Source organism: Paenibacillus sp. J22R160, assembly GCF_059692135.1.
This window is the reverse complement of record NZ_JCAUAU010000011.1, coordinates 24,944-49,593: the sequence shown is the minus strand read 5'-3', so window position 1 is coordinate 49,593 and position 24,650 is coordinate 24,944. Positions and strand designations below refer to the sequence as shown.

19 protein-coding genes and 1 riboswitch are annotated in these 24,650 nt (G+C 44.2%); of the genes, 14 read left to right on the top strand and 5 right to left on the bottom strand.

Annotated elements, in window-relative coordinates; translation table 11 throughout:
* Nucleotides 1–8 precede the first annotated feature (8 nt).
* From AC58UW_RS20900 to AC58UW_RS20890, 3 genes are all read left to right on the top strand, one after another.
* Nucleotides 9–842 carry a nucleotidyltransferase domain-containing protein gene (locus AC58UW_RS20900; RefSeq protein WP_497422536.1) on the top strand — a complete coding sequence of 278 codons (834 nt, stop codon included), beginning with the start codon at nucleotides 9–11 and terminating at the stop codon, nucleotides 840–842.
* A gap of 77 nt (nucleotides 843–919) precedes the next feature.
* Nucleotides 920–1,120 (top strand): hypothetical protein, encoded by a 201-nt coding sequence (locus AC58UW_RS20895; RefSeq protein WP_497422535.1) that lies wholly within the window; start codon nucleotides 920–922, stop codon nucleotides 1,118–1,120.
* A gap of 349 nt (nucleotides 1,121–1,469) precedes the next feature.
* Nucleotides 1,470–1,925 carry a GNAT family N-acetyltransferase gene (locus AC58UW_RS20890; protein ID WP_497422635.1) on the top strand — a complete coding sequence of 152 codons (456 nt, stop codon included), beginning with the start codon at nucleotides 1,470–1,472 and terminating at the stop codon, nucleotides 1,923–1,925.
* Nucleotides 1,926–1,987: 62 nt separating this feature from the next.
* On the opposite strand, the gene AC58UW_RS20885 is transcribed toward AC58UW_RS20890, so the two are convergent.
* Nucleotides 1,988–2,404: a GNAT family N-acetyltransferase gene (locus AC58UW_RS20885; protein ID WP_497422534.1), complete on the bottom strand. Its 417-nt coding sequence runs from the start codon at nucleotides 2,402–2,404 to the stop codon at nucleotides 1,988–1,990.
* Nucleotides 2,405–2,569: 165 nt separating this feature from the next.
* Nucleotides 2,570–2,648: riboswitch (ZMP/ZTP riboswitch) on the top strand.
* A 56-nt stretch (nucleotides 2,649–2,704) separates the two neighbouring features.
* Between AC58UW_RS20885 and AC58UW_RS20880 the strand changes: the two genes are divergently transcribed.
* The 5 genes from AC58UW_RS20880 (at nucleotide 2,705) to AC58UW_RS20860 (ending at nucleotide 13,443) form a co-directional block, all read left to right on the top strand.
* Nucleotides 2,705–3,544 carry a bifunctional 5,10-methylenetetrahydrofolate dehydrogenase/5,10-methenyltetrahydrofolate cyclohydrolase gene (locus AC58UW_RS20880; protein WP_497422533.1) on the top strand — a complete coding sequence of 280 codons (840 nt, stop codon included), beginning with the start codon at nucleotides 2,705–2,707 and terminating at the stop codon, nucleotides 3,542–3,544.
* A 66-nt stretch (nucleotides 3,545–3,610) separates the two neighbouring features.
* A complete protein-coding gene (locus tag AC58UW_RS20875) occupies nucleotides 3,611–4,066 on the top strand; it encodes a CBO0543 family protein (RefSeq protein WP_497422532.1) in 456 nt (151 codons plus the stop codon).
* A gap of 131 nt (nucleotides 4,067–4,197) precedes the next feature.
* Nucleotides 4,198–5,436 carry a TolB family protein gene (locus AC58UW_RS20870; RefSeq protein ID WP_497422531.1) on the top strand — a complete coding sequence of 413 codons (1,239 nt, stop codon included), beginning with the start codon at nucleotides 4,198–4,200 and terminating at the stop codon, nucleotides 5,434–5,436.
* Between the two features lie 179 nt (nucleotides 5,437–5,615).
* Complete coding sequence (locus AC58UW_RS20865) at nucleotides 5,616–7,136, top strand: GGDEF domain-containing protein (RefSeq protein WP_497422530.1); 1,521 nt, start codon at nucleotides 5,616–5,618, stop codon at nucleotides 7,134–7,136.
* A 664-nt stretch (nucleotides 7,137–7,800) separates the two neighbouring features.
* A complete protein-coding gene (locus tag AC58UW_RS20860; RefSeq protein WP_497422529.1) occupies nucleotides 7,801–13,443 on the top strand; it encodes an S-layer homology domain-containing protein in 5,643 nt (1,880 codons plus the stop codon).
* Between the two features lie 254 nt (nucleotides 13,444–13,697).
* On the opposite strand, the gene AC58UW_RS20855 is transcribed toward AC58UW_RS20860, so the two are convergent.
* Complete coding sequence (locus AC58UW_RS20855) at nucleotides 13,698–14,450, bottom strand: DeoR/GlpR family DNA-binding transcription regulator (protein ID WP_497422528.1); 753 nt, start codon at nucleotides 14,448–14,450, stop codon at nucleotides 13,698–13,700.
* Between the two features lie 309 nt (nucleotides 14,451–14,759).
* On the opposite strand from AC58UW_RS20855, the gene AC58UW_RS20850 reads away from it, so the two are divergent.
* The 5 genes from AC58UW_RS20850 (at nucleotide 14,760) to AC58UW_RS20830 (ending at nucleotide 20,898) form a co-directional block, all read left to right on the top strand.
* Nucleotides 14,760–16,448, top strand: coding sequence for an extracellular solute-binding protein (locus AC58UW_RS20850; protein ID WP_497422527.1), 1,689 nt, complete (start codon nucleotides 14,760–14,762; stop codon nucleotides 16,446–16,448).
* 111 nt (nucleotides 16,449–16,559) lie between these two features.
* Entirely contained in the window at nucleotides 16,560–17,417 is an 858-nt protein-coding gene (locus AC58UW_RS20845; RefSeq protein WP_497422634.1) for an ABC transporter permease, read from the top strand.
* Between the two features lie 19 nt (nucleotides 17,418–17,436).
* The gene (locus AC58UW_RS20840) at nucleotides 17,437–18,321 is read left to right on the top strand and encodes a carbohydrate ABC transporter permease (RefSeq protein ID WP_497422526.1); all 885 of its coding nucleotides are present in this window, start codon (nucleotides 17,437–17,439) and stop codon (nucleotides 18,319–18,321) included.
* Nucleotides 18,322–18,345: 24 nt separating this feature from the next.
* Nucleotides 18,346–19,128: an MBL fold metallo-hydrolase gene (locus tag AC58UW_RS20835; RefSeq protein WP_497422525.1), complete on the top strand. Its 783-nt coding sequence runs from the start codon at nucleotides 18,346–18,348 to the stop codon at nucleotides 19,126–19,128.
* Nucleotides 19,129–19,149: 21 nt separating this feature from the next.
* Nucleotides 19,150–20,898, top strand: a complete 1,749-nt coding sequence (locus AC58UW_RS20830; RefSeq protein ID WP_497422524.1) for a metallophosphoesterase family protein — start codon at nucleotides 19,150–19,152, stop codon at nucleotides 20,896–20,898.
* Between the two features lie 163 nt (nucleotides 20,899–21,061).
* Here the strand turns inward: AC58UW_RS20830 and AC58UW_RS20825 are convergent, their stop codons facing one another.
* Nucleotides 21,062–21,643, bottom strand: a complete 582-nt coding sequence (locus tag AC58UW_RS20825) for a TetR/AcrR family transcriptional regulator (protein ID WP_497422523.1) — start codon at nucleotides 21,641–21,643, stop codon at nucleotides 21,062–21,064.
* Nucleotides 21,644–21,816: 173 nt separating this feature from the next.
* Here AC58UW_RS20825 and AC58UW_RS20820 point away from each other — a divergent pair, with 173 nt between their 5' ends.
* Nucleotides 21,817–22,557, top strand: a complete 741-nt coding sequence (locus AC58UW_RS20820) for an SDR family oxidoreductase (protein ID WP_497422522.1) — start codon at nucleotides 21,817–21,819, stop codon at nucleotides 22,555–22,557.
* 116 nt (nucleotides 22,558–22,673) lie between these two features.
* Here AC58UW_RS20820 and AC58UW_RS20815 read toward each other — a convergent pair whose 3' ends face one another.
* Both AC58UW_RS20815 and AC58UW_RS20810 read right to left on the bottom strand, forming a co-directional pair.
* Nucleotides 22,674–23,078, bottom strand: coding sequence for an Rrf2 family transcriptional regulator (locus AC58UW_RS20815; RefSeq protein ID WP_497422521.1), 405 nt, complete (start codon nucleotides 23,076–23,078; stop codon nucleotides 22,674–22,676).
* Nucleotides 23,079–23,619: 541 nt separating this feature from the next.
* Nucleotides 23,620–24,558 carry a magnesium transporter CorA family protein gene (locus AC58UW_RS20810; RefSeq protein WP_497422520.1) on the bottom strand — a complete coding sequence of 313 codons (939 nt, stop codon included), beginning with the start codon at nucleotides 24,556–24,558 and terminating at the stop codon, nucleotides 23,620–23,622.
* Between the last annotated feature and the right edge of the window lie 92 nt (nucleotides 24,559–24,650).

Here is a 24,650-nt window from a genome sequence, read left to right as displayed (position 1 = left end):
ATTCGTCTATGGAAGCCAATGAAGTTATTCAAACGGCCGTAGAGCAGCTGCAAAAAGTTGAAGGAATCGCTGCTATTGTATTAGGCGGTTCACGTGCCTGCGGCACCGAAACACCGGAGTCAGATATTGACATCGGCGTGTACTATCGCCCAGATCAGCCGATTGACCTTGCAGCTTTGGAGAAAGCTGCAGGGTCGCTCGATGATCAGCACCGCAGCGGACTTATCACGCCAATCGGCGGCTGGGGGCCGTGGATCAATGGCGGCGGTTGGCTTAACAGCGGCGGCTTTCCCTTGGATGTGCTGTATCGGGATGCCGCGAAAGTGTCGGGCGTCATTGAGGACTGCCGGCAGGGCCGGATCGATATCCACTATCAGCCAGGTCATCCGCATGGCTTCTGCACATCGATCTACATGGGAGAAGTCGCGCGCTGCCGGCCGCTCTGGGATCCGGATGGTCTCGTCGCTGAAATGAAGGTGAAGACAACTCCGTATCCGGATGCGCTGCGGCAAGCGACAATCGCGAAATTCATGTGGGAAGCTGATTTCTCCATAGCTAACGCTAAAAAAGCTTTGGGGCGTAACGATGTTTCCTACGCAGCAGGGCATCTATTTCGAACCGTAAGCTGCTTGGTTCAAGTCTTGTTCGCGTGCAATGGGCAGTATTTGCTGAACGAAAAAGGGGCCGTCGCTCAGTGCAGTCATTTCGCAGCAGCTCCTGCTGATTTCGAGAGGCGAATCCAGGAGGGATTCGCTTGCATGACGGCCGATCGCTCGGATTTAGCGAGGGCGATTGCTATTTTTGCGGCGCTTGTTGGTGAGGTTCAGGCGCTTGCTGGTTAGGGAGTTTTAGGAGGCGGAACTACAGGCCGCTATTCCGCTGAAAAGGCGCATTTATTGGCTGCAAGGGGGCAGCTCTTGTGGAAGCGGGCAACCGCGAGGATGCGGTGGATTACTTGTACTTAACGCCGATTACTCCTGCTATTTTCCGTAATTGCTCCAATTATTATCAATTAACTGGATTTTCTACCACTAATTTCGCCAATCTAGTACATTTTCGGGTAGCTACGGAACATTTAACTGGAGTTACTACCGCTATTTCGGTCCCTGCGACCGTGTAGCTCAGAATAACGGTAGCTTTTCCATCTATTCTATTTAAAGCTGTCCACGGTGAATCGAAAACCTCGCCTGTTCCTTAGTTTGATGCCTTAGAATTTGTTACTGACGGGTGTGGTGGAAGTTGGTTGTATTGGTGAATAGTGTGATGGGATGATGTGACTGATAAAGTAGCTAGCTTGAAGCCTGACGGAGTAGGATCCGTCAGGTTTTTTATTGATTCTCTAATAAATTCTTCGCAGATGCACCTTCTTAAAATTTCGTTAACAAAAGGGTTTTGACCTTAGGCAAATTCATGTACAATATAACGTAGAATTAGAGAGTAAGAATAAGGAGAGATTCAGAATGGCAGCTTTGGATATTAAAATCGATGATTTAACAGGTCCTGAGGTACAAGCATTAATCCTTGAACATCTGAAAGGGATGTCAGAGCTTTCACCACCAGAAAGCATGCATGCCCTGAATATCGATGGGCTCAAATCACCAAAAGTCACATTTTGGAGTGCATGGGATCAGGGACAACTAGCTGGATGCGGTGCGATGAAAGAACTTGACTCCGAACACGGTGAGATAAAATCCATGCGAACTGCTTCAGCCCATCTACGAAAAGGGGTTGCCAGACAGCTTCTAGAACACATTATTGGGGAAGCTAAGCAACGTGGCTATCAACGAATAAGTCTGGAAACAGGCTCCATGGAAGCCTTCGAACCTGCAAGAAGACTTTATGCAAACTTCGGGTTTGAATATTGTTTGCCGTTTGCAGATTACACCGATGACCCTCTTAGTTCATTTATGACATTAAAATTATAAAAAAAGGCTGCTGGACCAATAGGTCTAGGCAGCCTATTCTTATGTGCCTTTTAAGAGGACGTTTAAGGCGTTTTCGAATAAACGAAAAATCCGCTTCTTTTTTCCCAGCCCGCCGCCGTCCAGAAAGAATGACCAAGATCATTATTTTCGAGTACAAAAATGTGACATTTCTCAATGCCTATTTCTCTTAACTGAGCCAAACTCTTCTCTACGAGCCGATGCCCAATCCTTTGTTTTCGATTTTCAGGATTTACAGCTAAGTGGTAGATAAACCCTCTTCTGCCATCATGTCCGGCTAAAATAGTTCCAATGACCTTACTGTCCGCTTCGCAAACGAAACAAAATCCTTTATTTCTATGCAGATAGCTCCCGATATTAGATTTAGAATCTGCTTCACTTAATACAAGACCTTCAATCTGACTCCAGAGTAAATAGGCTTGCTCATAATCCTCAATTGTCATTTCTCGAATAGTGGACATCTATGAATTCTCCTTTGAATGATACATGTTTTAACGTCATTTTATTATCATAAATTGTAACTAGTTATTTTCATTAAGACAATACAGCATCATTTTGTACAGTTTTAGTTTTTTTTCATACGCATTGAAATCTATGTCATTCGTTGTTATCATGAATTCATACAAGCAACTGTGTGTGACTGGCGGAACATGGGTAACCATGAGGGAGCACATAGATAATCAGCCGTACGCCTGGGCAGAGGTAAGGGGATAACCCCTTACCTCTTTGCGTTTCAAATTTACTCAAAAGGGATGATCAACATGTCAACAGAAACAGTAATCTTGGATGGTAATCGAGTCGCAGACGCCATAAAGGAATCGTTGCTCAGCAGAGTAGCCAATTTGGCCGAAAAAGGAATCGTCCCTTGTTTAGCGACTGTGCTAGTCGGTGATGACCCTGCTTCAGCCACTTACGTACGGATGAAAGGAAATGCCTGCAAGCGACTCGGCATTGCATCTATTCGTGTTGTTCTTCCTGAGCAAACGACAACAGAGGAGTTAATTGCAGCAATTAACAAGCTTAATGATGACAATAGCGTGCATGGTATATTGTTGCAGCACCCAGTCCCGAAGCAGATCGATGAAAGGGCAGCTTTTGAGGCGATACATATCGATAAAGATGTCGATGGTGTAACGACATTGGGATTTGCTCAGAATGCTTTTGGATTTGCTGAGTTCCCTTCCTGTACGCCAGCGGCGATAATTGCTATTTTAGACTATTACCAAATTCCTGTAGAAGGTAAACACGCGGTTGTCATTGGCAGAAGTCCAATTCTCGGCAAACCTGTTTCCTTGATGCTTCTAAATAAAAATGCAACGGTTACGACCTGCCATTCGAAAACAACGGATTTGGCCGATATCGTGCGATTAGGGGATATTGTCGTAGCTGCAGTGGGTAAACCGCAATTTGTTCAAGGTGATTGGCTAAAACCAGGGGCGGTTGTTTTGGATGCAGGTTACAATCCCGGGAACATCGGGGATGTCGATTATGAGGCTTGTATCAAGGTGGCCTCGGCCATTACACCGGTTCCAGCCGGGGTCGGTCCAGTAACCATTGCAACCTTACTTAAACATACGGTCGATGCCGCTGAAAAAATGTAAACATCATATTTTCACCAACAACTGGAAATACTAGGGGATCTAGAGTAATGAGGTGAAAATCAAATCATGCTGTTTAACATTATTGTAGGATTTATAATCCCCTGGGTGTTTGGCATCTATCTGTATAGGAAGTCTCGTATTATTGTATTTCTTATAAGTCCAATTACAGTCACCATATCTGGATTGATCAACGATACAGGGTATCATTTGGAATTCTGGGACTTTACACCATTGATTGAAAATGATGAGACACTATCGGCACTTCCGCTTGATCTAGGTCTTTATCCCGTAATGGCGGGATATATGATTTATTGGATTAGAAAAAATAATCGGCATGCGCTTCTGAAAATAGGCTTTTTTTGCCTGGCTACGACGGCTCTGGAATACTTGGCATATATGTTTGACAAAGTAGAATACAGCAATCACTGGAATATAGGTTGGACCTTTGTATCCTATATCCTTGCTTATGGCCTAGTTTATTTGTACTATAGGCTCTTGGTAAGATACGGCTATTTCAAATGAAAAACTCTTAATGGCTCTTCGGACCTGTGTTCAGAGGGAGTTGTTAAGAGTTTTTTGTTGCCCCTTATTCAGGAATAATTTGGATCAACATGTTAAAAATACTCCTGTACCACTTAAAGAGGGGGTAACAGATGAAAATAAAAATCATTTTAATCAGCCTGTTGATTTCAGTCTTATGGTGTCATGCTGGATTTGCTGAACCAAAGCATTCCATACAAGCTGCTTTTGTACGCGGCGGCGGTCTCTGGGTCATTAAAGACGACAAGGAGCTGCAAGTAACGCAAAATCAAAAGGTGAGCGAGCCCAAGTGGTCATCGGATGGGAGATTCATTGCTTACTCTCTTGCCCTTGGCGAACAGCAGCATGAGATATGGGTGTACAGCATGGAGATGAAAAAACATCGCCGTGTGTATCCAGGCGGTGACAATTTTCAGTGGTCTCCCGATAAGAATGATCTTGCTTTTAAAATAGATGGCGTTTTGAATATCGCAAGGGTTAGCCGCGATAAAGTGGAACCCTTTAGGAACGTCACTCTCGGTGTGGATAACTACTCATGGCTGCCTGATGGCAGCGGATTTCTGGTATCTTCACCGGCTCAACTGCGCCCATCCGGGTGGACGAATGTTGAATTGTTCATGGTTCCGGCAGATGCCAAAATGGACCCCAATAAGAGTAAGCATTTTTATACGCTTCCTACGGAATCACCTAGCTTTTTCGCCGTCGGCACTAGCATATTTAAGTGGTCAAATGATAAGAAATGGATCTCGTTTACCGCGAATCCGACGGCGTCATTGTCAGCTGACGGCAATGCCTTATGCGTGTTGTCTGCGGATGGCAACCAGTTTCAGCAGTTGGATAACATGCTTCATTACCCGCAGTGGTTTGCGTGGTCGCCTATGAAGGCCCGACTTGCTTATATTGCAGGGGAAGGCCGAATGGCCGTGCAGAATAAACATTTGAAGCTCAAGGACCTCCCGGCTATGAAGCCTGCTTCCTTTACGCCGCAAGGATTCGCTGATCGTGATTTTACATGGGAAAATGACCGAATGATTATTGTTTCAAGGTCTAAGGAGTCCAAAGAGGATGCCGCGTGGCCGCTTCCCGCTTTGTATCAGGTGAGCCTTTCAAATAAAGAGCAGAAGCAACTCACGAACCCACCGAAAAAAAACGGAGACTTCGGACCGTACATGCTCAGGAAGAGTAATAAACTGACGTGGATTCGGTCTGATGGAAATCATGCGGAGGTGTGGAGCTCGAATCCAGATGGGAGTTATGCGGAGATCTGCATCCCTCATTTGGATGTAGGCGTTCCTTATTATGGATGGAGTAACTGGAGCACGGTTTTGGCTTGGTATGAGCCTCATCGATAGTGTCAAATTTCATGCAGCCCGTTCGCTTTTCTAGCGTTCGGGTTGTTGTATTTTTGCGAGATTTGGAATAACATTAAACGATAAATGATCGTGTTAATCTCCATGAAAAGGACTCTCAGATGAACGAAATATCGCTTGATTTTCTAACGATTTTATTGCCATCCTATATGTTTTTTTATATGGCTATTTCTATGTATGCCCGGAATAAGCAAAGCTTGGTGAATCGTGTAGCCTCGCTGCTCATGCTCTCATTACTCTTTTATTTTCTAGGAGAATATATCAAAACAGCGCTTTTCCCGCAGTATGAAAGACTGATTGTTCTTTATTGGAATGCTCCAATGCTGCTATTTACGATTAGCAACCTTGTACATCTTTGTGTGCTTGTTGCTGGTATGACGGGTTCGAAAATAAGGCAGTTTGTCTTATGGATCTACATGACTCCGCTGCTTTCGTTGGCGCTGTTGCTGCTGTACTATGGTCCTCAGCATCTCTACCAGCCAAGGATAGATGGACCTAGTCCTTTAAGTCCGCTTATGCTTGGTTTAGCGGTTTTTTTTGTAGGAAGCTATATCCTTTTATCCGTGGGTATTTTGTTAATTGCCTGGTTGACTACCCAACATTTGAAACGTAAAAAAATGCTCGTGAGACTTCTAGCAGGGTTGCTATCGCTTTTTGGCTGGATTCTTGTCGTGACTTTCCTCCTATCTCTAGCGCTAATTACGAGCTCTATTTCTATTGCTCTTTATTTTTCCGGAACTCTTCTGTGGGTTGTGTCGCTTAGAAGACTCATTAGCAAATACGACTTTTTGCCTAGTTACCGCGACCTGTTTCACACTTTATTCCAATCCGCTCCTACCGCCATTTTTCTATTGGATAGGCAGGGGATAGTCAAGGAGATGAATCCTCGCGCGGAGGGTTTGTTTGGCTTACAAGGGAACGGCATAGATCGTATGGATGTTATATCAAGCCTATCTTTTGAAGATGATACGAGCCTTGAAGAGAGATGGGCTGAGCTTCGGATGAAACTGACGAATAAAATCAATTGGGAGATGAGATTGAAAATTCAAGATCAAGAGCAGTTAGATATGATCGTCAGCATGGAAACTATTGAAGGGGCAGAGGAGGGATTAGTCATCCTGCATTTGACGGATATTACCTCTCTCAAAGCTACGGAACGCCAGTTGGTTGAATCGGAAAGGAAGTATCGTCATTTGGCTTATCATGATCCGCTCACGGGTCTCTTGAATCGAGCCGCTGTGCAGGAACATGCGAATCGTAAAATTGCTCAAGAGGAGCCGTTCGCTCTCATATTAGTTGATTTAGATAACTTTAAGACAGTGAACGATACCCATGGGCATCTGATTGGTGATAACTATCTAAAGCATATTGCGGATTTATTGGAATTGCACGCAAGTAGAGGAGATATTGTAGGAAGAATCGGCGGGGATGAATTTGTCCTGCTAATGCCTTTCGACTCGGCTCACATGCAGGTGTACGAGGAAGCACATTCGCGTTTATTTCCGCTATCCGTTAAACCTTTTCGTATCAATCAAATGTTGATTCCAGTATCTTTTAGTGCTGGAGTGAGTCTATTCGCTGACCATGCTTCGGATCTTACGGGTTTGCTGCAAAAGGCGGACGAAGCGATGTATGAGGTGAAGAGAAGCGGGAAAAATGCGATTTCTGTTGCAGGTCATTAATTAAGTTCAACACAGTTGTATAAAAAAAGAGGTTGTCTCAAAAGGTAATTACCTTGCGAGCGGCCTCTTTTTGCATAATTCACTGTATATATTGGTAAATATTAGCGCTATTTGTGCGTGATTAAGCACGTAATTGAACAATTGTTAATAAAGTAGTAGTTTACATAACCTTTACAAGTTCATTGAACTGCCACATTTGTGGTGTTGCGATTTTTCGCATTATGAATTTTTTTTAACTAAATTAATACAGAGTTGCAATTTCGTATACATATTACAAGGCTATCAGAGGCGTAACTAGAATTCTTTGCCGTCGCATATGACAGCGTTTTATTGAAAATATAAGAGGTTTGTTACATATCCAAATAAATCTTACAGTGCCATATTTATGGTTATAAATGTTCCGAAGCTGCTTAGTAAGGAAATAGTTTTGCACAATGCTATTTGAATTTCGCAATTCTTTTTACAAAATCAACATGTTTCCTTTACTTCGATTGTATTGAATGAGGCCTTATTAAGCCGTATAGTACCCTATTGTAAAAAGGTTAGTTAGGAGGGAAAAAGAAGTAGGAAGCGTGTTGCTCTTCCTGATTAAGCGCTACATCTTTATTCATGTTTTATTATTTACCAGTTCGTAACCGTCTTACACGATTGAAGGGAGAGTTGTATGAAAAGAATCATTAGAAACAAAAAATTGCCGGCGATGTTGCTGGTACTCGCGACGGTACTGAATTTATCAGGCATTAGCGCTTTGACGGCCAATGCAGCTCCGCCGGGAGAAGTAAACGTACTGAAAAGCGAGAAAATTTCCTCTGGCGTCCACTTTACTTCGGAGGAATACAATAACTACTATAAACCGAACAATAAAGTAGTCGTTAACCGTCTGGATATTAATCCGGCCGATTCGAATACGAGAATCATCACCGCCAAGGCTTACGATACGATCAGTGCCGTGGAAACGGTCGGCGATCAGGCAAACCGGGAAATTTTGAAAGGGAATCAAGTCATTGCAGGAGTCGACGGCGATTTTTACGATATCGATCCGGCATCCGGGAATCCGCTAGGAATGATCATGAAGGACGGCGAGCTGTTAATCAGCCAAGCGCCCGACGAAACCGCGGCTAATTATCGCACCAGCTTCTACATGGATAACGCGAATAAGCCCGGCATTACTCAAATTCATACAGAAGGTAAATTAACGGTTACGGGCGCCGTCTACAACGTAAACCTGCTGAATCGAAACCAAGCCGTTAGTAACGCTTTAGTTATCCATACGAGCGAAATTACGAAAACGCGCAAAATGACGCATAACTATGCCGCTGACAAAGGTAAATCCGTGTTTGCGTTAATCCGCGTCAACAATTTCGACGGCGGCGTTAATCCGGGGCAAACTTACACGGGTACCGTTGTTAACGTAACGTCGACGGAAGGGTTCGATATTCCCGACGACTCCGTCGTCTTGGAAGGCGTAGGGACATCGAAGCCGATCGTCCAGGCGTTGCAGCAGAACGCCGAAGTGAGTTTTACTTACAATTTGTACGCAGGTAAAGACGCTGAGAACAAAGATATCTTGAACAACAATATCGTGACTTCGATCACCTCTAACGCATGGCTTGTACGCGACGGCGTAGCGCTGCCGACCGGCGACCCTGCTGCTAACGCGCGTACGGCATTAGGCATGAAGGCGGACGGAAGCCTTATCGTGGTAACCGTAGACAAGCCGGGCTCTAGTTATACGGGCAGCATTGGAACGGGCCTTCCTGATCTTGGGAAATATTTGCAAGACGCGGGAGCGGTCAATGCGCTTAATCTGGATGGCGGCGGTTCAACGGAAATGATCGCACGCCAAGCCGGCAGCGATCGTCCGGTAACCGTAAGCCATCCTAGCGATGTCAACGGATCCAGACTCGTTTCCAGCTCCTTGTTGTTCGTCAGCACGGCGACGAAAGGAACGACGATCGGCAATGTGGTCGTCGATAAGAACACGACGCTTTTGCAGGGTTCTAAAACCGATTTTTCTATCCGGCTAACGGATGAATTCGGCAACCCGATCGACAAAGGCAATCGTCCCGTCAAATGGGAGTCGACAATCGGAACCATAGACGAGAACGGTCATTTTATCGCGAATACTGGAGCCGGAAGCGGCGAAGTAACCGCAACGGTCGACGGCGTGAAGGGCAGCGCGAACGTGAAGGTCGTCGCTTCCGTGGCTACCGTTGCTTTGACGAGCACCAACGTGGTTATGAACAATAACGCGAAAAAGCAATTCGGATTTGTTGCTACCGATGCAGCCGGGGGGCAGGTTTACATCGACCCTTCCGTGGCAACGTGGAGCCTTTCCGGCAGTATCGGTACTGTGAACGAGAGCGGTTTGGTCACTTCCAACGATAGTAACGGAACGGCAACGCTTACGGTAACCGTTGCGGGCAAGACGTTAACGACGCTCATAACGGTCGGAATCAAAGAGCAGGTCATCGACAATTTCGAGACGTACCCGATCGAAGGCTACCATCTAAGCGGAATCGGTTTTAATAGCGTCTCTCAATATGCGGGAAGCGCAGGAACAAGCCCGTACTTGAGCATCTCGACGGCGGTTAAGCATTCGGGAAGCAAAAGCTTTAAATTCGATTATGACCTCAGCAAGTGGACGAACAAAAATTCGAACGGGACGCTAAACTGGATCCCGCACTGGTATAAGGGCACGAAATGGTCCGATTCTCTTGCGGATCAAATGCTTTCCACGTACAAGACCGATGTTTATCCGAAAAAATTCGGCATTTGGGTATACGGGGACGGCAAGGCTCCTTGGTTAAGGGCGATATTTAAAGATTCATCCGGCGGCGCGGATAAAACGCTCGACCTAACAACGGAAACAGACGATATTAACTGGGTTGGTTGGAAGTATTTAGAAGTTCCTTTCCCTGAAGGCTGGAAGTTACCGATTACGCTTAACTATTTGTATATGGTTGAGACAACGAAATCGAAGCCGGCATATTCCGGAACGGTCTATTTCGATGATATGAAATTTATTTATACGGACGAGGTTACGGATACTAGCGGTCCGGAGTTTACCGAGACAAGTCCTTCGTCGGATGGCTTGTTCAGCAATACCCTTGATTTCTCGACTACGATTACCGATAGTCTCTCCGGGGTAGACGAGAACAAAATAACGGTTAAAATCAATGACGCAGATTATAAGGATTACACGTACGATAAAGTCACGGGTCGTCTTAGCTTCAAGTTGGAAAATCTAACCCAAGGGGATTATAGAGTATTCGTAGACGCCTACGACAAAGCGTTAACCCCCAACGAATCAGTTCCCTATATCGACAAAACGTATCATGTGGATTTGACTCCGGACGAGGAAGCTCCGACGATGACAGACGTAACGCCTACGAAGGACGTCAAGGTCAAAATTCCGACGCCGAGGGTCACGTTCAAGCTAGTGGACAGCAAATCGCAAGTGGATCCGGAGAGCATCTCCGTTAGGATGAATAATATCGATCTGCCTGTGTATTACGACGCCAACACGGGTTGGGGATATGCCGAACCGACAAGCGGCTTGGCGAATGGCGAGTATACCTTAAGAATCAATGCTCGGGATAAAGCCGGGAACGCGATGCCGACTTATAAGGATCAATTGTCTCTGGCCTCGATCCCGCAACCGCAAGATGGAGATAATTTCAAAGTCTCGCTTATTCCGGATACGCAAGGCAACGCGTTTACCGATAAATTGTTCGCTAAGGTTGCAGCGGATGATTCTTCGTTAGTCCTGCACATGGGCGATATCGTGGATGACGGTTCCCAACTGCAATACGATCAAGCGTCGGGCTTCGTCAACAAGTATTTCGGGGACCCAGGTTCTAAGCCGTTCTTCGTATTGGCGGGTAATCATGAAGCGTTCCAGAACACCTTGGATATCTACTATAAGAAATTCGGTTCTCCGACGATGCATTTCGACTATGGGGATACGCTGATCATCATGTTGAACTCGGCATACATCCAAAGTCTTACCTTGTCGGATTCCACCCAGTTCCATTGGTTGGAAGAAGTTTTGAAGAAGAATACGAAGAAAAACATTATCGTTCTTGACCATGTGATTACGCGCGACGCATTCGGCACCAAGCATGAAATGGATCCGAAGGACGCAGCGAAATACGAGTCTATTCTAAGCAATTATAAGCTCGAGCATCCGGACACGGATATCTACAGCATTTTCGGACATTTGCATTCTCTTCAAAATTGGGAAGTCGGCGGAGTCAAATACATCATTACGGGTAACGGCGCCGACAAGACGTACCTCCCGCATAGCGATGGAGATTTGCTGGGCACAGGTAAAATGACGGTTTCGGGCGGTAAAATGAAGTACACTTTCGACCCTCTCTTGACGAAGGTTTACATTCATAACGACGCGATTATCTCGAGCAAAATGAACACTGTCATCGGATCCCAAGTCCAAATGGATTTGTTCGGGGACTTCAGAGAGTATCCTGCTAATTACTTGACTCAAATCAATAACCGCAAATTAGTTGGGATTGACTGGAAATCGAGCAACGAAGACGTAGCTTCCGTGGATACAAATGGCGTTGTAACTTCAAAGTCTTCCGGTACGGCAATCATTACGGCAACATCCGGAGGAAAGAGCAATTCTATTTCGGTCGAGACGGTTAAGCCGGCGGACGTCAAACCGGTCAAGCTCGATTTGTCCGTTCCTGCGGAAACTGAAGTGGGCGACACGTTCATCCCGACGATTAAAGCGACCAACGCTTACGGCGTGGCTTACGCCATTGACACGAAGGACGTTACCTTCAGCTTTAAGAACGGAAAAGCACACATGCAAGATGACGGAGTTATCATGGCAGATGCCGAAGGCGACGAAGAAATTACGGTTACGTTTAGCGGTTTGAATGCGACGGCCATCGCGAAAATCATTGCTAAACCGACTCCGCCTCCAGCTCCAGGAAAACCAGTCAAGATCGAGATGTCCGTTGATCCATCTATTGAACTTGGTAAACAAGTCATTCCAACGATTAAAGGAACCGATGCTTACGGTACAGTTTCTGATATTGATACGAAAGACGTTGTTTTCAGCTTTAAGAATGGATTCATCGTTCAAGAAAATGGTATGTTGATTGCGAAAGCAGTAGGAGAAGAGGAAATTACTGCTACATTAGACGGTTTGACAGCTGAAGCAAAAGTAACAATTACGCCGAAGGCTGACATCCCTGATAATGATGATGATAATAATGGCTCTGGTGGATCTATTCCTGCAGCACCTCCTGTAGGCGGAAAAGATGAAACCGTCGATTTATCGAAGGACAGCGTCGTGAAATCCGACGTCTTCGCGGAGCTCGCGAAAGACAAGAACGCGACGATGACGTTCGTGGGCAACGGCTACAAATGGAAAGTCAATGGCTCGGACATCACGAATCCTAACGCTAACGTAGATTTGGGTGTTAACGTCAAAAATCAAGCTCCCGCAGGGAAAGTTTCGACCCCTGTTCAAGTCAATACAAAGAAAGTCGTTATGGGCTTGTCTCTCAACCAAAACGGGGCTCTTCCAGGTAAGATGACGCTTGAAATCCCGACGAGCAAAGAACAAGCAGGCAAAAAGCTGTTCTTCTACGCGGTAAATTCCGCGGATCAAGCTCCTGTACTCGTATCCGAGCTTACTGTGGACGAAAATGGAGAAGTTGCGATTCCGTTCACAACGTCAACAGCAGCTGAGTATATGTTGACGACGCAAAAAATTCTTGATTTCAAAGATGCTGATGAGCACTGGGCAAAATCGGATATTTATTATCTGACTGGCAAAGACATTATCAGCGGAGTAAGCGACAATCAGTTCTCTCCGAATAATGACATTACGCGTGGCGAATTTGTAAAACTTATCGCAGGTGCCGCTGGTGTGGATGTATCCGCCTATACGAACAGCACATTCGCGGATGTTAAGTCTACTGATTGGTATGCGCCGTACGTTGCATGGGCAGAGAAAAATAAAATAGTCAATGGGATCGACGCAGAATCTTTTGCACCAAATGCGAAAATCTCCAGGGAACAAATGGCTGTCATCCTTATCCGATTAACAAATCTCGTTGGATATAAGTTGGAAAGCAACGTAACACCGAATCAGTTCGGGGACGAAGCGAGTATTTCCTCTTATGCTGTTGAAGCGGTGAAATTCGCGCAACAAGCCGGGATTATTAACGGATTGCCGAACAACCAATTTGCACCTGCTAAGAGCGCAACTAGAGCTGAAGCAGCTAAGATGCTAGCGACGTTGCTCAAAGCAATGGAAAAGAAAAATTAAGAAATGCATGTTTGAATGAATGTACAAAACGATCGCTCTCCGGAGCGATCGTTTTGCATTTGTATTCGATTAATTGCTTGGCCAAACCACGTGGATGAAATTCCCAGTGGTGAATTTTATCGTAGCATTTTGATGAAAACATGTCTATAGTGATCAAACTTTTACAATATTTTCATCTAAAACGATTAAAATCAATCAAATAGAGCGCTGAAATTTGACTGTGCAGTCAAATTTCAGCGCTCTTTCATGTCGATTTACACCGTAGTTACTCTAATTCCTCTATGCCGCAAGTAGTCTATATCGTCTTTGGGAGCTTCTACTCCCGTTATGATGTGATTGATTTGTTCCATATTGCAAACGAACGCGGCGTTAATGGTGCCGAACTTGCTATGATCGGCTACGCAGATAATCTGAGTAGAATGTTCGATCATATTGGATTTGATTCGGGCCAAGGAGAGATGCGTATCCGTAATGCCATGCTTAATATGAAGAGCCGATGTGCCAAGGAAACATAGATTCGCCCGAAACATTGAAATCATTTTCTCTGCCACCGGTCCTACAATACTATCCGGGTTGACTTCACCAAGAGCCCCTCCGCATATGATGACCGATATTTCTTTGCGATTAATAAATTTATAGGCAATTTCAACGCTGTTCGTCACGACTGTAATGTTGGAGAGCTGAGACAGCTTGTCGGCAATGAGTGAATTCGTTGAACCAGAATCCAGAAAGATGGTGTATCCTTCCTTGACATAGCTTGCGGCTTCTTCGGCTATTCGTTTCTTCTCATCGATATTAGCTTTCTTATAAATCTGAATATTCTTTGTTGATACTTGCTGGATAATAGCGCCGCCATTAATACGTCGCAGCCCGCCCGTTTCCTCAATTTGGGATAAATCCCGTCGTACGGTAGCCGGGGAGACGTTCAACTCCGTACATATCTCTTCAATTTTCATAAAGGTTCGTTCCGTTAATAAATCAATAATTTGCTGATGGCGATGTTTCATATAGGGACTCCATCCTTAGAGGATTAATCAATTATTAATAAATATACCGTACATATTTGAAAAAAATCAAGAAAGAATCCTTTGCTTTTGATTAAAACTAGTGATTTTTGCTGTTTATGTTCGTAGAAATCCGCATTTTTGATCAATGCTGATCATTTTTATGATGATAACGATCGAATTTTAAGTATTTATGAAGTGATTGACAAGGAATTACCCTGTATATAAGATTAAGTTAATCGAAATGAATCAATTTATGATCTAAATGAATCATTTTGCGTGCGAATAAGAATAATGAGGGGAGCTTGAAACATGAAACTGAATAGTAAAAGCCTTGCACTTGCAATTACTGCCGGCATGATGGTGATATCCGGTTGTGCAGGAGATAACAAGCCCGCAGCTGTAAGTACGGCTGAGCCCGTTAAAGTAGAACCTTTGGGCAAATATGGGCAGCCGGTAGTACTTTCGACCTTCCGCAAAAGTGATACGAACATTAAGTTCGATGAAGGAGAGTCCTACGAGAAGAACGCGGTTTATGATGCGTATGAGAAAGATTTTAATATTCAACTGAAGAACAAATGGGTTGTAGACGGCAAGCAGTATCAAGACAAGCTGCGAGTGAGTATTGCTTCTGGTGACTTACCTGACTTTTTCGAGGTGGGCGCAAGTGAGCTTCAGATGCTTATTGAGTCTGATTTGGTTATGGATGTTTCCGGGGTTTATGACAAATGGGCTTCACCTGAGACGAAAAAGTACCTTAGCTCCGATGGAGGAAAGCAGCTGAATTCTGCTAAGGTGGGTGACAAGCTATACGGCATCCCGAATACCAGCAGTCCGTATAACAATGCACAAATGGTGTATGTACGCAAAGACTGGATGAACAAGCTAGGTCTATCCGAGCCAAAGACGATGCAGGATCTACTGAAAATATCAGAAGCTTTTACAACGCAAGATCCCGATGGGAATGGTAAAGCTGACAGCTATGGCATTGGTTTGATGAAAGAAATTTATAACACGTCATATGGATTACTCGGTTTTTTCAATAGCTATCATGCTTATCCGCAGTCATGGTTGAAAGATGCATCAGGAAATTTAGTTTATGGCAGCATAACGCCAGAAATGAAGACATCGCTTAAGCAGCTTCAAGATATGTTCAAGGCAGGTCAAATTGATAAAGAGTTTGTCACCAAGGATCATGCCAAAGTGACAGAATTGATTTCAAACGATAAGTTAGGCATTGTATACGGGCTGAACTTTCTTGTAGGTTGGCCGATGAAAACAGGTGTGGTGAAGAATGGGAAGGTCGCATCGGATTGGGCTGTTTATGCGATTCCTTCCGTTGATAGCAAGCCTGCGATGGCACAAATCGGACTAGGTTTGACAGGCGACGGAATGAACGGCAGTGGGTATTATGTCATTAACAAGCAAGCCAAAAATCCGGAAGCTGTCATCAAAATTCTGAACAAATGGGTTCTGAATACAATTAAAGATGACAGAAGTCCCGAAGTGCAAGTGTATCAAAAGGGTAAAAATTTGAAAGACGGCAACAACTACTGGAAATTGAACCCGATCACGCCGGCTATGCAAGATGTAGAAGTTGAAAGTGGTATTTTGCTTCCAAAAGCTGTTGAAGCGAAGGATATCAAGCTTGTGGGAGATCTGCCGATTCGCACACTGCAGTACGAGGAAATGATGAAGTACCTGGGTGGGGCTGCCGACTTCTGGCCAACATGGATGAAGGTTAATGGCAAGGGTTCATATTCAATCCTAAACCAGTATAAACAGGAAAATCGTTACCTTTATAACGGCTACATAGGGTCTCCAACACCGTCTATGGCTGATAAGAAGCCGCTTCTAGACAAACTAGAGACGGAGACATTCACAAACATCATCATGGGCAAGGTATCGATTGACGAATTTGATAAGTTTGTCACAAGCTGGAAGGCACAGGGCGGAAACGACTTAACGAAAGAAGTCAATGAAGCTTCGAAGAAGAAGTAAGTCGTATGAACCAATCGGGTGGAATTGTGTACACAGTTCCACCGATTTCATTGTAAGGAGGAAGCATCGTTGTTCAAAAGAGCCCGGGCTAAGGAATGGCCCTATCATCTGATGATCATCCCTGGGTTAATTATCGTTCTAATTTACTGTTACGTCCCCATGTTCGGGCTGGTTATCGCCTTTGAAAAGTATATCCCGGCCAAAGGCATATTCAACTCCAAGTGGATCGGATTCGATAATTTTCGGTATATTCTTACCGTTCCAGATACGTATAAGATCATTTTTAATACCTCCTACATTGCCGTTATGAAGGTTGTGGCTAATCTATTTGTCCCCATCGGGATTGCATTGATGTTGAACGAGGTAAGAAACAAAAGGTTCAAACGAAGCATTCAAACGATGATCTATTTGCCCCATTTCCTTTCATGGGTCATATTAGGCGGGATCCTAATCGACATTTTGTCCCCATCATCTGGTCTAGTGAATCAACTGTTGGCTGCATTTGGAATTCAACCGATCTTCTTTCTTGGCGATAATCATTGGTTTCCCTACGTACTCGTGTCCTCGGACGTTTGGAAGGAATTCGGCTTCAATACCATTGTTTATTTAGCCGCTTTAACAAGCGTTAATCCAGCTCTCTATGAAGCCGCTCAAATAGACGGAGCAAGCCGTTTAAAGCAAACTTGGCATATCACGCTTCCAGGAATTCGTCCAATTATTATTCTTCTGGCGACTTTATCACTGGGAAGAGTATTCGATGCCGGTTTCGATCAGGTTTTTAATTTGTACAATACGACAGTGTACGAAAGCGGGGACATTATCGATACTTTCGTTTACAGAATCGGCATCCAACAATCTCAGTATGGTATTGCCACCGCAGTTGGATTGTTTAAGTCGGTCGTATCCTTAATATTGATGACCCTTTCCTATCTCCTTGCGTACCGTTTTGCGAACTACCGGATTTTCTAAGGATGGAGGAGGACATGCAATGGGAGTTACCCACTCCTTCGGTCAGAAAGCTTTTGCTATCTTCAATTATACGTTCTTGTCTATGCTTTCTTTGTTGTGCCTAGTTCCCTTCTTGCATGTTTTGGCTATCTCCTTAAGCTCATCTGCGGCGGCTTCGGCAGGATTAGTTAAACTGTGGCCAGTCGAATTTACACTTGCTTCCTATGAGCACGTGATTCAAAGAGTAGAGTTCATGCGTGCTTTCGGAGTCTCGGTTCAAAGAGTGCTGCTGGGAGCTTCGATTAATCTCATTCTGACTGTGCTTGTAGCTTATCCCCTTTCTAAAGAAGTCCAAGTGTTCAGATGGCGAACATTTTATGTTTGGGTATTTGTCTTGACGATGTTGTTTCATGGCGGTTTGATCCCGCTATATATGACAATCAAAACTACAGGCATTTTGGATACACTCTGGGCTTTAGTGCTGCCTTCAGCCGTACCCGCATATAACATTGTGTTGCTGTTAAACTTTTTCAGAGGACTTCCTAAGGAACTAGAGGAGTCAGCGAAAATGGACGGTGCCGGGCCGTTTCACATTCTTTGGAGCATCTATCTGCCATTATCCTTACCGGCTTTAGCCACGATTGGGCTATTTAGCATTGTTGGCCACTGGAATGCTTATTTCGATGGACTCATTTACATGAACTCCCCGGAGCATTATCCCTTGCAGAGTTTTTTGCAAACCGTCATTATTCAGAATGATACCCGCTTCTTAACCCCGGCGGATTTGGAATTGATGGAGCACATCTCGAATCGTACGAACAATGCCGCACAAATCTTTGTGGCAACGGTACCGATTCTACTTGTGTATCCCTTCCTTCAGCGTTTTTTTATACACGGAATTGTCATGGGCAGCGTTAAGGAATAAACCATTATTAAACGAGGTGGAGACATGAGCGAAACAGCTTCTAACAGTTTGACTTTCCTAGGTACAACAGGTGCTATCCCCGATAGTGGAAATGATTCCCCATGCCTGATTATTAATCGCGATATGATGATAGATACGGGATGGCACTCGATCCATACGATGCGGACATTGGGATTCGATCCCCTGGAAATTCGGTATTTGGTTTTCACTCATTTACACCATGATCATTACATGTCGCTACCCTCGGTTCTCTATTATTGGATGTCCAGGGGGGAACATTTAAGTCAATTAACCATAGTCGGCCCTATTGAAGATCTTGAAAGAATCGTCGGATTGGCCTTGGCTTTTTTGGAAAATGAGAAGGGATTTTCGCATAAAGGACGGCCAAAGCTGGTTCCTTTAAGAGCGGGTGAAAGTTTTGATACAGAGCGTTTTCATATTCATACTTGCCGGACGATTCATCCGGTGGCAGGACTTTGTTATCGGTTCGAGGATCGTGGATCAGCGAAAGTCTTCTCTTACACAGGCGATACGGCTTATTCCGAGCGCATCATCGAGCATGTGAAGGGCAGCTCCATGCTCATTCACGAGACAGCCATGGGACCACTTGCAGCTGACCCAGGCAATAATAAATATTTGCATGCCGGAGCAGTCGACGCAGCGAAAGTGGCGGTAGAGGCTGGCGTGGAAACACTCTACTTGATTCACACCAGTATTCAACGTTCGGAGGAATGTGTTCAGGCTGCTAAGCGTATTTTTGAAGGCCAGGTTATTTGGCCGGCAGCAGGAAATACGGTTATTATTTGATTTTACAGAGGAAGTGGCATCGTGCGTATCGTCGTCCTTGGGGATTTTCATATCCATCCGAAAGAGCATCATTTGACAGAAGAAGCTATCGAGCATATAAACAGCTGTAAACCGGATTTGGTAGTCCCGTTAGGTGATTTCGGGTGCCATTCTACGATAGGCGGTGTGGAAGGACTAGAGCAGGGACATCAATTTCTGAGGAAATTGAAGTCGCAGATTCGCCCGATTCTGGGCAATCATGATCTTCAAAGAGAGACGGGACCCGGTAAGCAATTAAAGGGAACCATGGCGCGAAAGCTGGCGGACTTATATCAAGTTGATGCCGAAAATGGCGTGCTGGAATTTGAACAGTTTAGGCTATTTTTTGTGGGAACGGATCCTCAACCGGAGAACTCCTGTTATCAGATACAAGAATGTTATGTTACGGATGAACACTTTGCGTGGATCGAGGCGAAGCTGCAAGAACGACCGGAGGTGCCTTGTATCTTCTTTACTCATGCCCCTCCGGTTGGCGCTGCATTAAGGACAGTTCCGCTTGTGCATGTTCGGGCGACCAACGCCTATTTGGATCAGAATCATAACTTTTACAGATGGCCTCAGCTAATTCAGGATTATCCTTCTATTAAAATGTGGTTCTCTGCTCATTATCATCTAGGACATGATTTTGAAGATTCTAGCACGTATCGGAACGGCGTTACATTTTTTCATACCGGTGTGCACAGCACTTATAGTCGGGATGGCAAGAGACATTCGCGTGTCATTGATATCGAAGATGGCGCGATTCGTGTTTCCACGCTGGATCATGAGAATGGTCATATACGAACGAAGCCGGATTGGTCCAGTTCTTTTAAAATGTGGAGTACGGATGACGGCAGCTTTGGTAGAAACTCGGTAGAGCAGGTTCGCGGAGAACTCTCATGCGGCATCGGTCAAAGAGAAACCATCGTAACATGGCTTGTCCCGATGAATGAAAATTGCTTGTTAGCTGTAACGAATGATGGGTTTATATGGGAAGTTGATTATAAGTTAGAAGCTGTTTTTGGAACCCATCATATCGGCGATCCGATTAAAGCTGTTGTATCGGCTAAAGATGGCCTGTGGAAGGCATGGGGGAGATATTTGATTAAAAGTAATCCACATGATCTTTACCGCTTTGTTCGAGAACTGACAGATACGGAGGTAGGCGAGGCGCTTCTTCTCCCAAGGAACGTTACGGCATTGGGACAGCGCCATGGAGGAGGAGTTTGGGCAGCTTGCGGCAGAGATCTGTTTGAAATCATAGGATCAACCTATTCGCTAGTTCAAACGTTCACAGAAGGAATTATCCAAATAATTGCCGAGGATGGGAATCTTTTTCTTTTAGACGAACAGGGTCATCTGAGGAAACGGGATGGTACTACCTATGAGACCGCAGTTATCGCATGGGATCGGTATCAGGGTGAAGAAATTGTAATGCAAGAGGAAAACGGTTGGATTCTCGCAAATGGAGAAATTAGGGATATAGAGTGGCAGATACCCGATGGGGATTCTCATGAGCGTGAACCCATGCAGGCGATCTGTCTAGGTGAAGAGAGATTTCTTCTCCTAAGCGCTGGGAGAGTGTATGCATGGAGCAGCGGTACAGGCTGGATTGCGCAGAAACACGGTCGTTTAGTAACTGCGATTTCTAGGGTTCCTGGACTAAGTCCACTTCACTTTGCTGTTGCTTTGGAAGCTGCGGATGAGGATCCTCGTTCGCAAGTACAAATCTGGGAGATATCGTACCAGTAGTTGAAAACCCGAAAAACCGCGTAGATCGCGGTTTTTTTGGCGTATTCAGGGACCTCGCCTGTCGAGTATAAAGCGTCACCTCATATGGCTAGTTTCCCCGTATCGCATGGGCATTATGTACATCATGGAAAAGGACCGCATCTTAGAAGCAGCTAACACACCTTCAATTACTCTTCGAATAAACTTGATTATTCTCAAATAAATTTCTAACCTGATCGGCCATAAATTGTGTGGAATGCGGCATTTGATGACGAATCCACCACTCCACAATGCCAATAAAGGCAGAGGCCATGAACTCAGCTTTTAACTCAAGATCGATATCGGGCTGACTGTCCGGCCTTTCCATTTTAACCATCAGATTGACGGAAATAAAGTTCAGTAATTGTTCTCGGAATAGAAAAGCTCTTTGATTGGAAAACATGGCAGAGAAAAACGGGAAATTGTCGCGAAAATAATCAAAAATCGGTTTGGGCTCCTGCACCATTCCTTGGTTAACCGTATTGTCTTCCCGGTTCTTGCAGAGCGAGATCAATTCGTTGATGTGATCTTCAATACATTTATCCAAAAGGTCGTATTTGTCACTATAGTGCAGATATATGGTGCCGCGGTTCACATTGGCGCGCTCAGCAATCTCATTAATGGTGATTTGTTCAAAATCTTTTTCCGAAAAAAGCTCCAGAAAAGACTTGATTATGGATTGCTTCGTTCTGAGAATGCGACGGTCGGTTTTTACAGTGGTTTCCATATCTTTCGCTACCTCCTTCCGATAATCAACAATAGTGTGTGTGATGTTGGATATGTAACAAATACGCATCAATCAACCATTGAGTAATCCGGGCTTCTGTCTATAATATTAATCAACGGCCGTTAAATATTCAACACGCGTTTGATAAATAGAAAATGAAGGAGCGTTTAACGATGGAAAACATACAAGATAAAGTGGTCATTATTACTGGAGCATCGAGCGGAATAGGTGAAGCTGCAGCGAAGTTGTTAGCGCAAAATGGCGCAAAGGTGGTATTGGCAGCGAGAAGAGTGGAACGTCTGCAGGCGGTTGTTGCTGAAATCAAACAGGGGGGAGGAGAGGCTGTTTCTGTAAAAGCAGACGTCGCTTCTGCTGAAGATATGCAGCAATTGGCCAAGTTTGCCTTGCGTGTGTATGGCCGAATTGATGTATTGGTGAACAATGCAGGCGTCATGCCGAGTTCCAGGCTGAACGAATTAAGAGTAGAAGAGTGGGATCAAATGATCGATGTGAACATCAAGGGTGTTTTATACGGCATCGCAGCGGTACTACCAACTATGAGGGAGCAGCATTCCGGTCATATTATCAACCTATCCTCTACATCCGGCTATCAAGTTTCACCAACATCGGCTGTATACGCGGCTACCAAGTTCGCGGTTAGAGCCATCTCAGAAGGACTGCGACTTGAAGAATCTGCGTCTTCGAATATTAGATCTACGGTCATTGCTCCAGGTCTGACGCAGACCGAACTATTTGACAGCATTACCAGCCCGGAAGTACAGGCGATAGCGGGTAAAATAAGCGGCTTAGGAATTTCTCCTAACAGCATTGCTAGAGCCATCGCGTTTGCCATTAATGAACCTGATGACACGCTTATCAGCGAAATTATGGTAAGGCCGACCGCGTTAGCTTGACCATCTCCAAGCATGTTGATCATCAAAGTTAGGCTGCCGACAACAAAGTATCGGCAGCCTTTTTCTACTAGGTGTACATTGTTTCTTGTACTTTGGATACACTTCTAACAAACGCACTATTTAAAAATATGATAAATAACATCTTGAAGTGTTTTATTCCTAAGCTCATTCTCCATGGCTAATTTCACACTTTCAAAGGTTATATCCAAGGTTTGTTGAATTTCCCTGCCTACCGTACAATTCGGATTGGGATTTTCATGGATATTGAAAATCTCTGACTCCAGTTGGACGGATTTATATATATCATATAAGCTGATTTCGTTTGGACTTTTCGTTAAGGCAAACCCGGCAACGCCTACTCTTGAAGATAGTAATCCGGATTTTTTCAACATGCTGGTAATTCGTCGAATAACAACTGGATTCGTAGAGACGCTTCCAGCGATCATTTCGGAAGAAGCCTTAGGGTTCGTATGAATTAATGACAAAATATGAATTGCAACGGAGAGACGCGTGTTAACCATGAATATCACCTCACTATGTGTCATTATGAAAGAATGAGGTTTCTTTCCATCCGACATGTTTCCCCTATTATAGCAGATAAATTAGCTTCTAGCTTCTCCGCTGTCATGGCACCGCTACAAGAGGGTATCTATCTCAGAAGGTTCAAAAAGTTGCGTTCCCTCGGGCATTAGATGACTTGAGATAGTCCCTGTTTATATGGAGCCGAATCGAATAGCGGGAAAAATTCCCTTTATTTCAAGCGAGTCCTTGCTATATAAACCTAATAACTGGAAAAACTCCTGTTAATTAACTCCTTTAACCCTGTTTCCAAGCTCAATCGGCCGCAGTAACTGGAGAAATTCCATTTATTCATGTCTGAGCTGTGTTATTCAACGATTTAGCGGTACTATTTCCCTTTATTCTGAAAAGGCGCTCCCAAAAGTCAAAAAAAGGGCTGCCTCTCGGTCATTAAATGACTTTCGGGTCAGCCCCATGGCTCGGTTTTCTCTAATTTACTTTGAGTTGCTCTACACTGGGTTGCACTATTTCGATCTTCTTTGTTCAGAAAAACCTTTTTTTCCAAAATATAAAAGCAGTTGTACTAGAAAGAAGTATCGAGATCAAAATAGCCACCAAAAAGGCATGGGGATAAGTCTGAAACGGGATCGGTACGTTCATCCCATAGAAACTTGCAACGATCATTGGCAATGACAAAATGATGGTCACCGAAGTTAAAAATTTCATCACGACATTTAAATTGCTGGAAGTAATGGAAGCGAAAGCATTCATCATACTGCTTAGAATAGTGCTGTACGTTTCAGCCATCTCAATAGCTTGCTGATTCTCAAGGATCACATCTTCCAGCAGCTCCCGATCTTCTTCACACATTTTCAAATAGTGATGTCGAAGCATTTTTTGCATGACCATTTGGTTAGATTTGAGCGAAGTCGTAAAGTAAATTAAGCTTTTTTCTAAATTTAGTAAGGAAAATAGTTCTTTATTTTTCTTGGATTGGAGCAATTCATTCTCAATTTCATTGATCTTTTTGCTGATTTGTTTCAGATATCTCAAGAAAAGGATGGAGATTAAATATAGGACTTGAAGCGAAAATTTCGTTTTTTTATGAGTATAGAATGGCTTAACTTTTTTATGAATAAATTGATTCATGATCGGATGTTCGGTTGAACAGACCATAACGATGCAATCACCAGTTAGAATGATACCTAAAGGGACAGTCTCATAAATAAGTTGATTGTCCTCGTTTTTTGTAAGATTAGGCATATTAACAATGATTAGCGTATGATTATTTTCTTTTTCAATTCTAGAACGCTCTTCTTCATCCAATGGCGCTTTAATAAACTCAATTGGAATGCCAAGTGTATGAGCAACATGCGTCATTTCCTGCCCGCTTGGAGCGACCATATGAATCCAGCACCCATAACCGATCTGATTATTTTTACACAAAATGCCGTTTTCATTGTTGGAATAAATGTTATACATAAGACAGCCTCCTCTCTATGAGGAAGTCATTCATTAACCCATTCGTAAAAGAGTTGATGTTTAACCATAATCAGTCTCTCATGATGAGACGC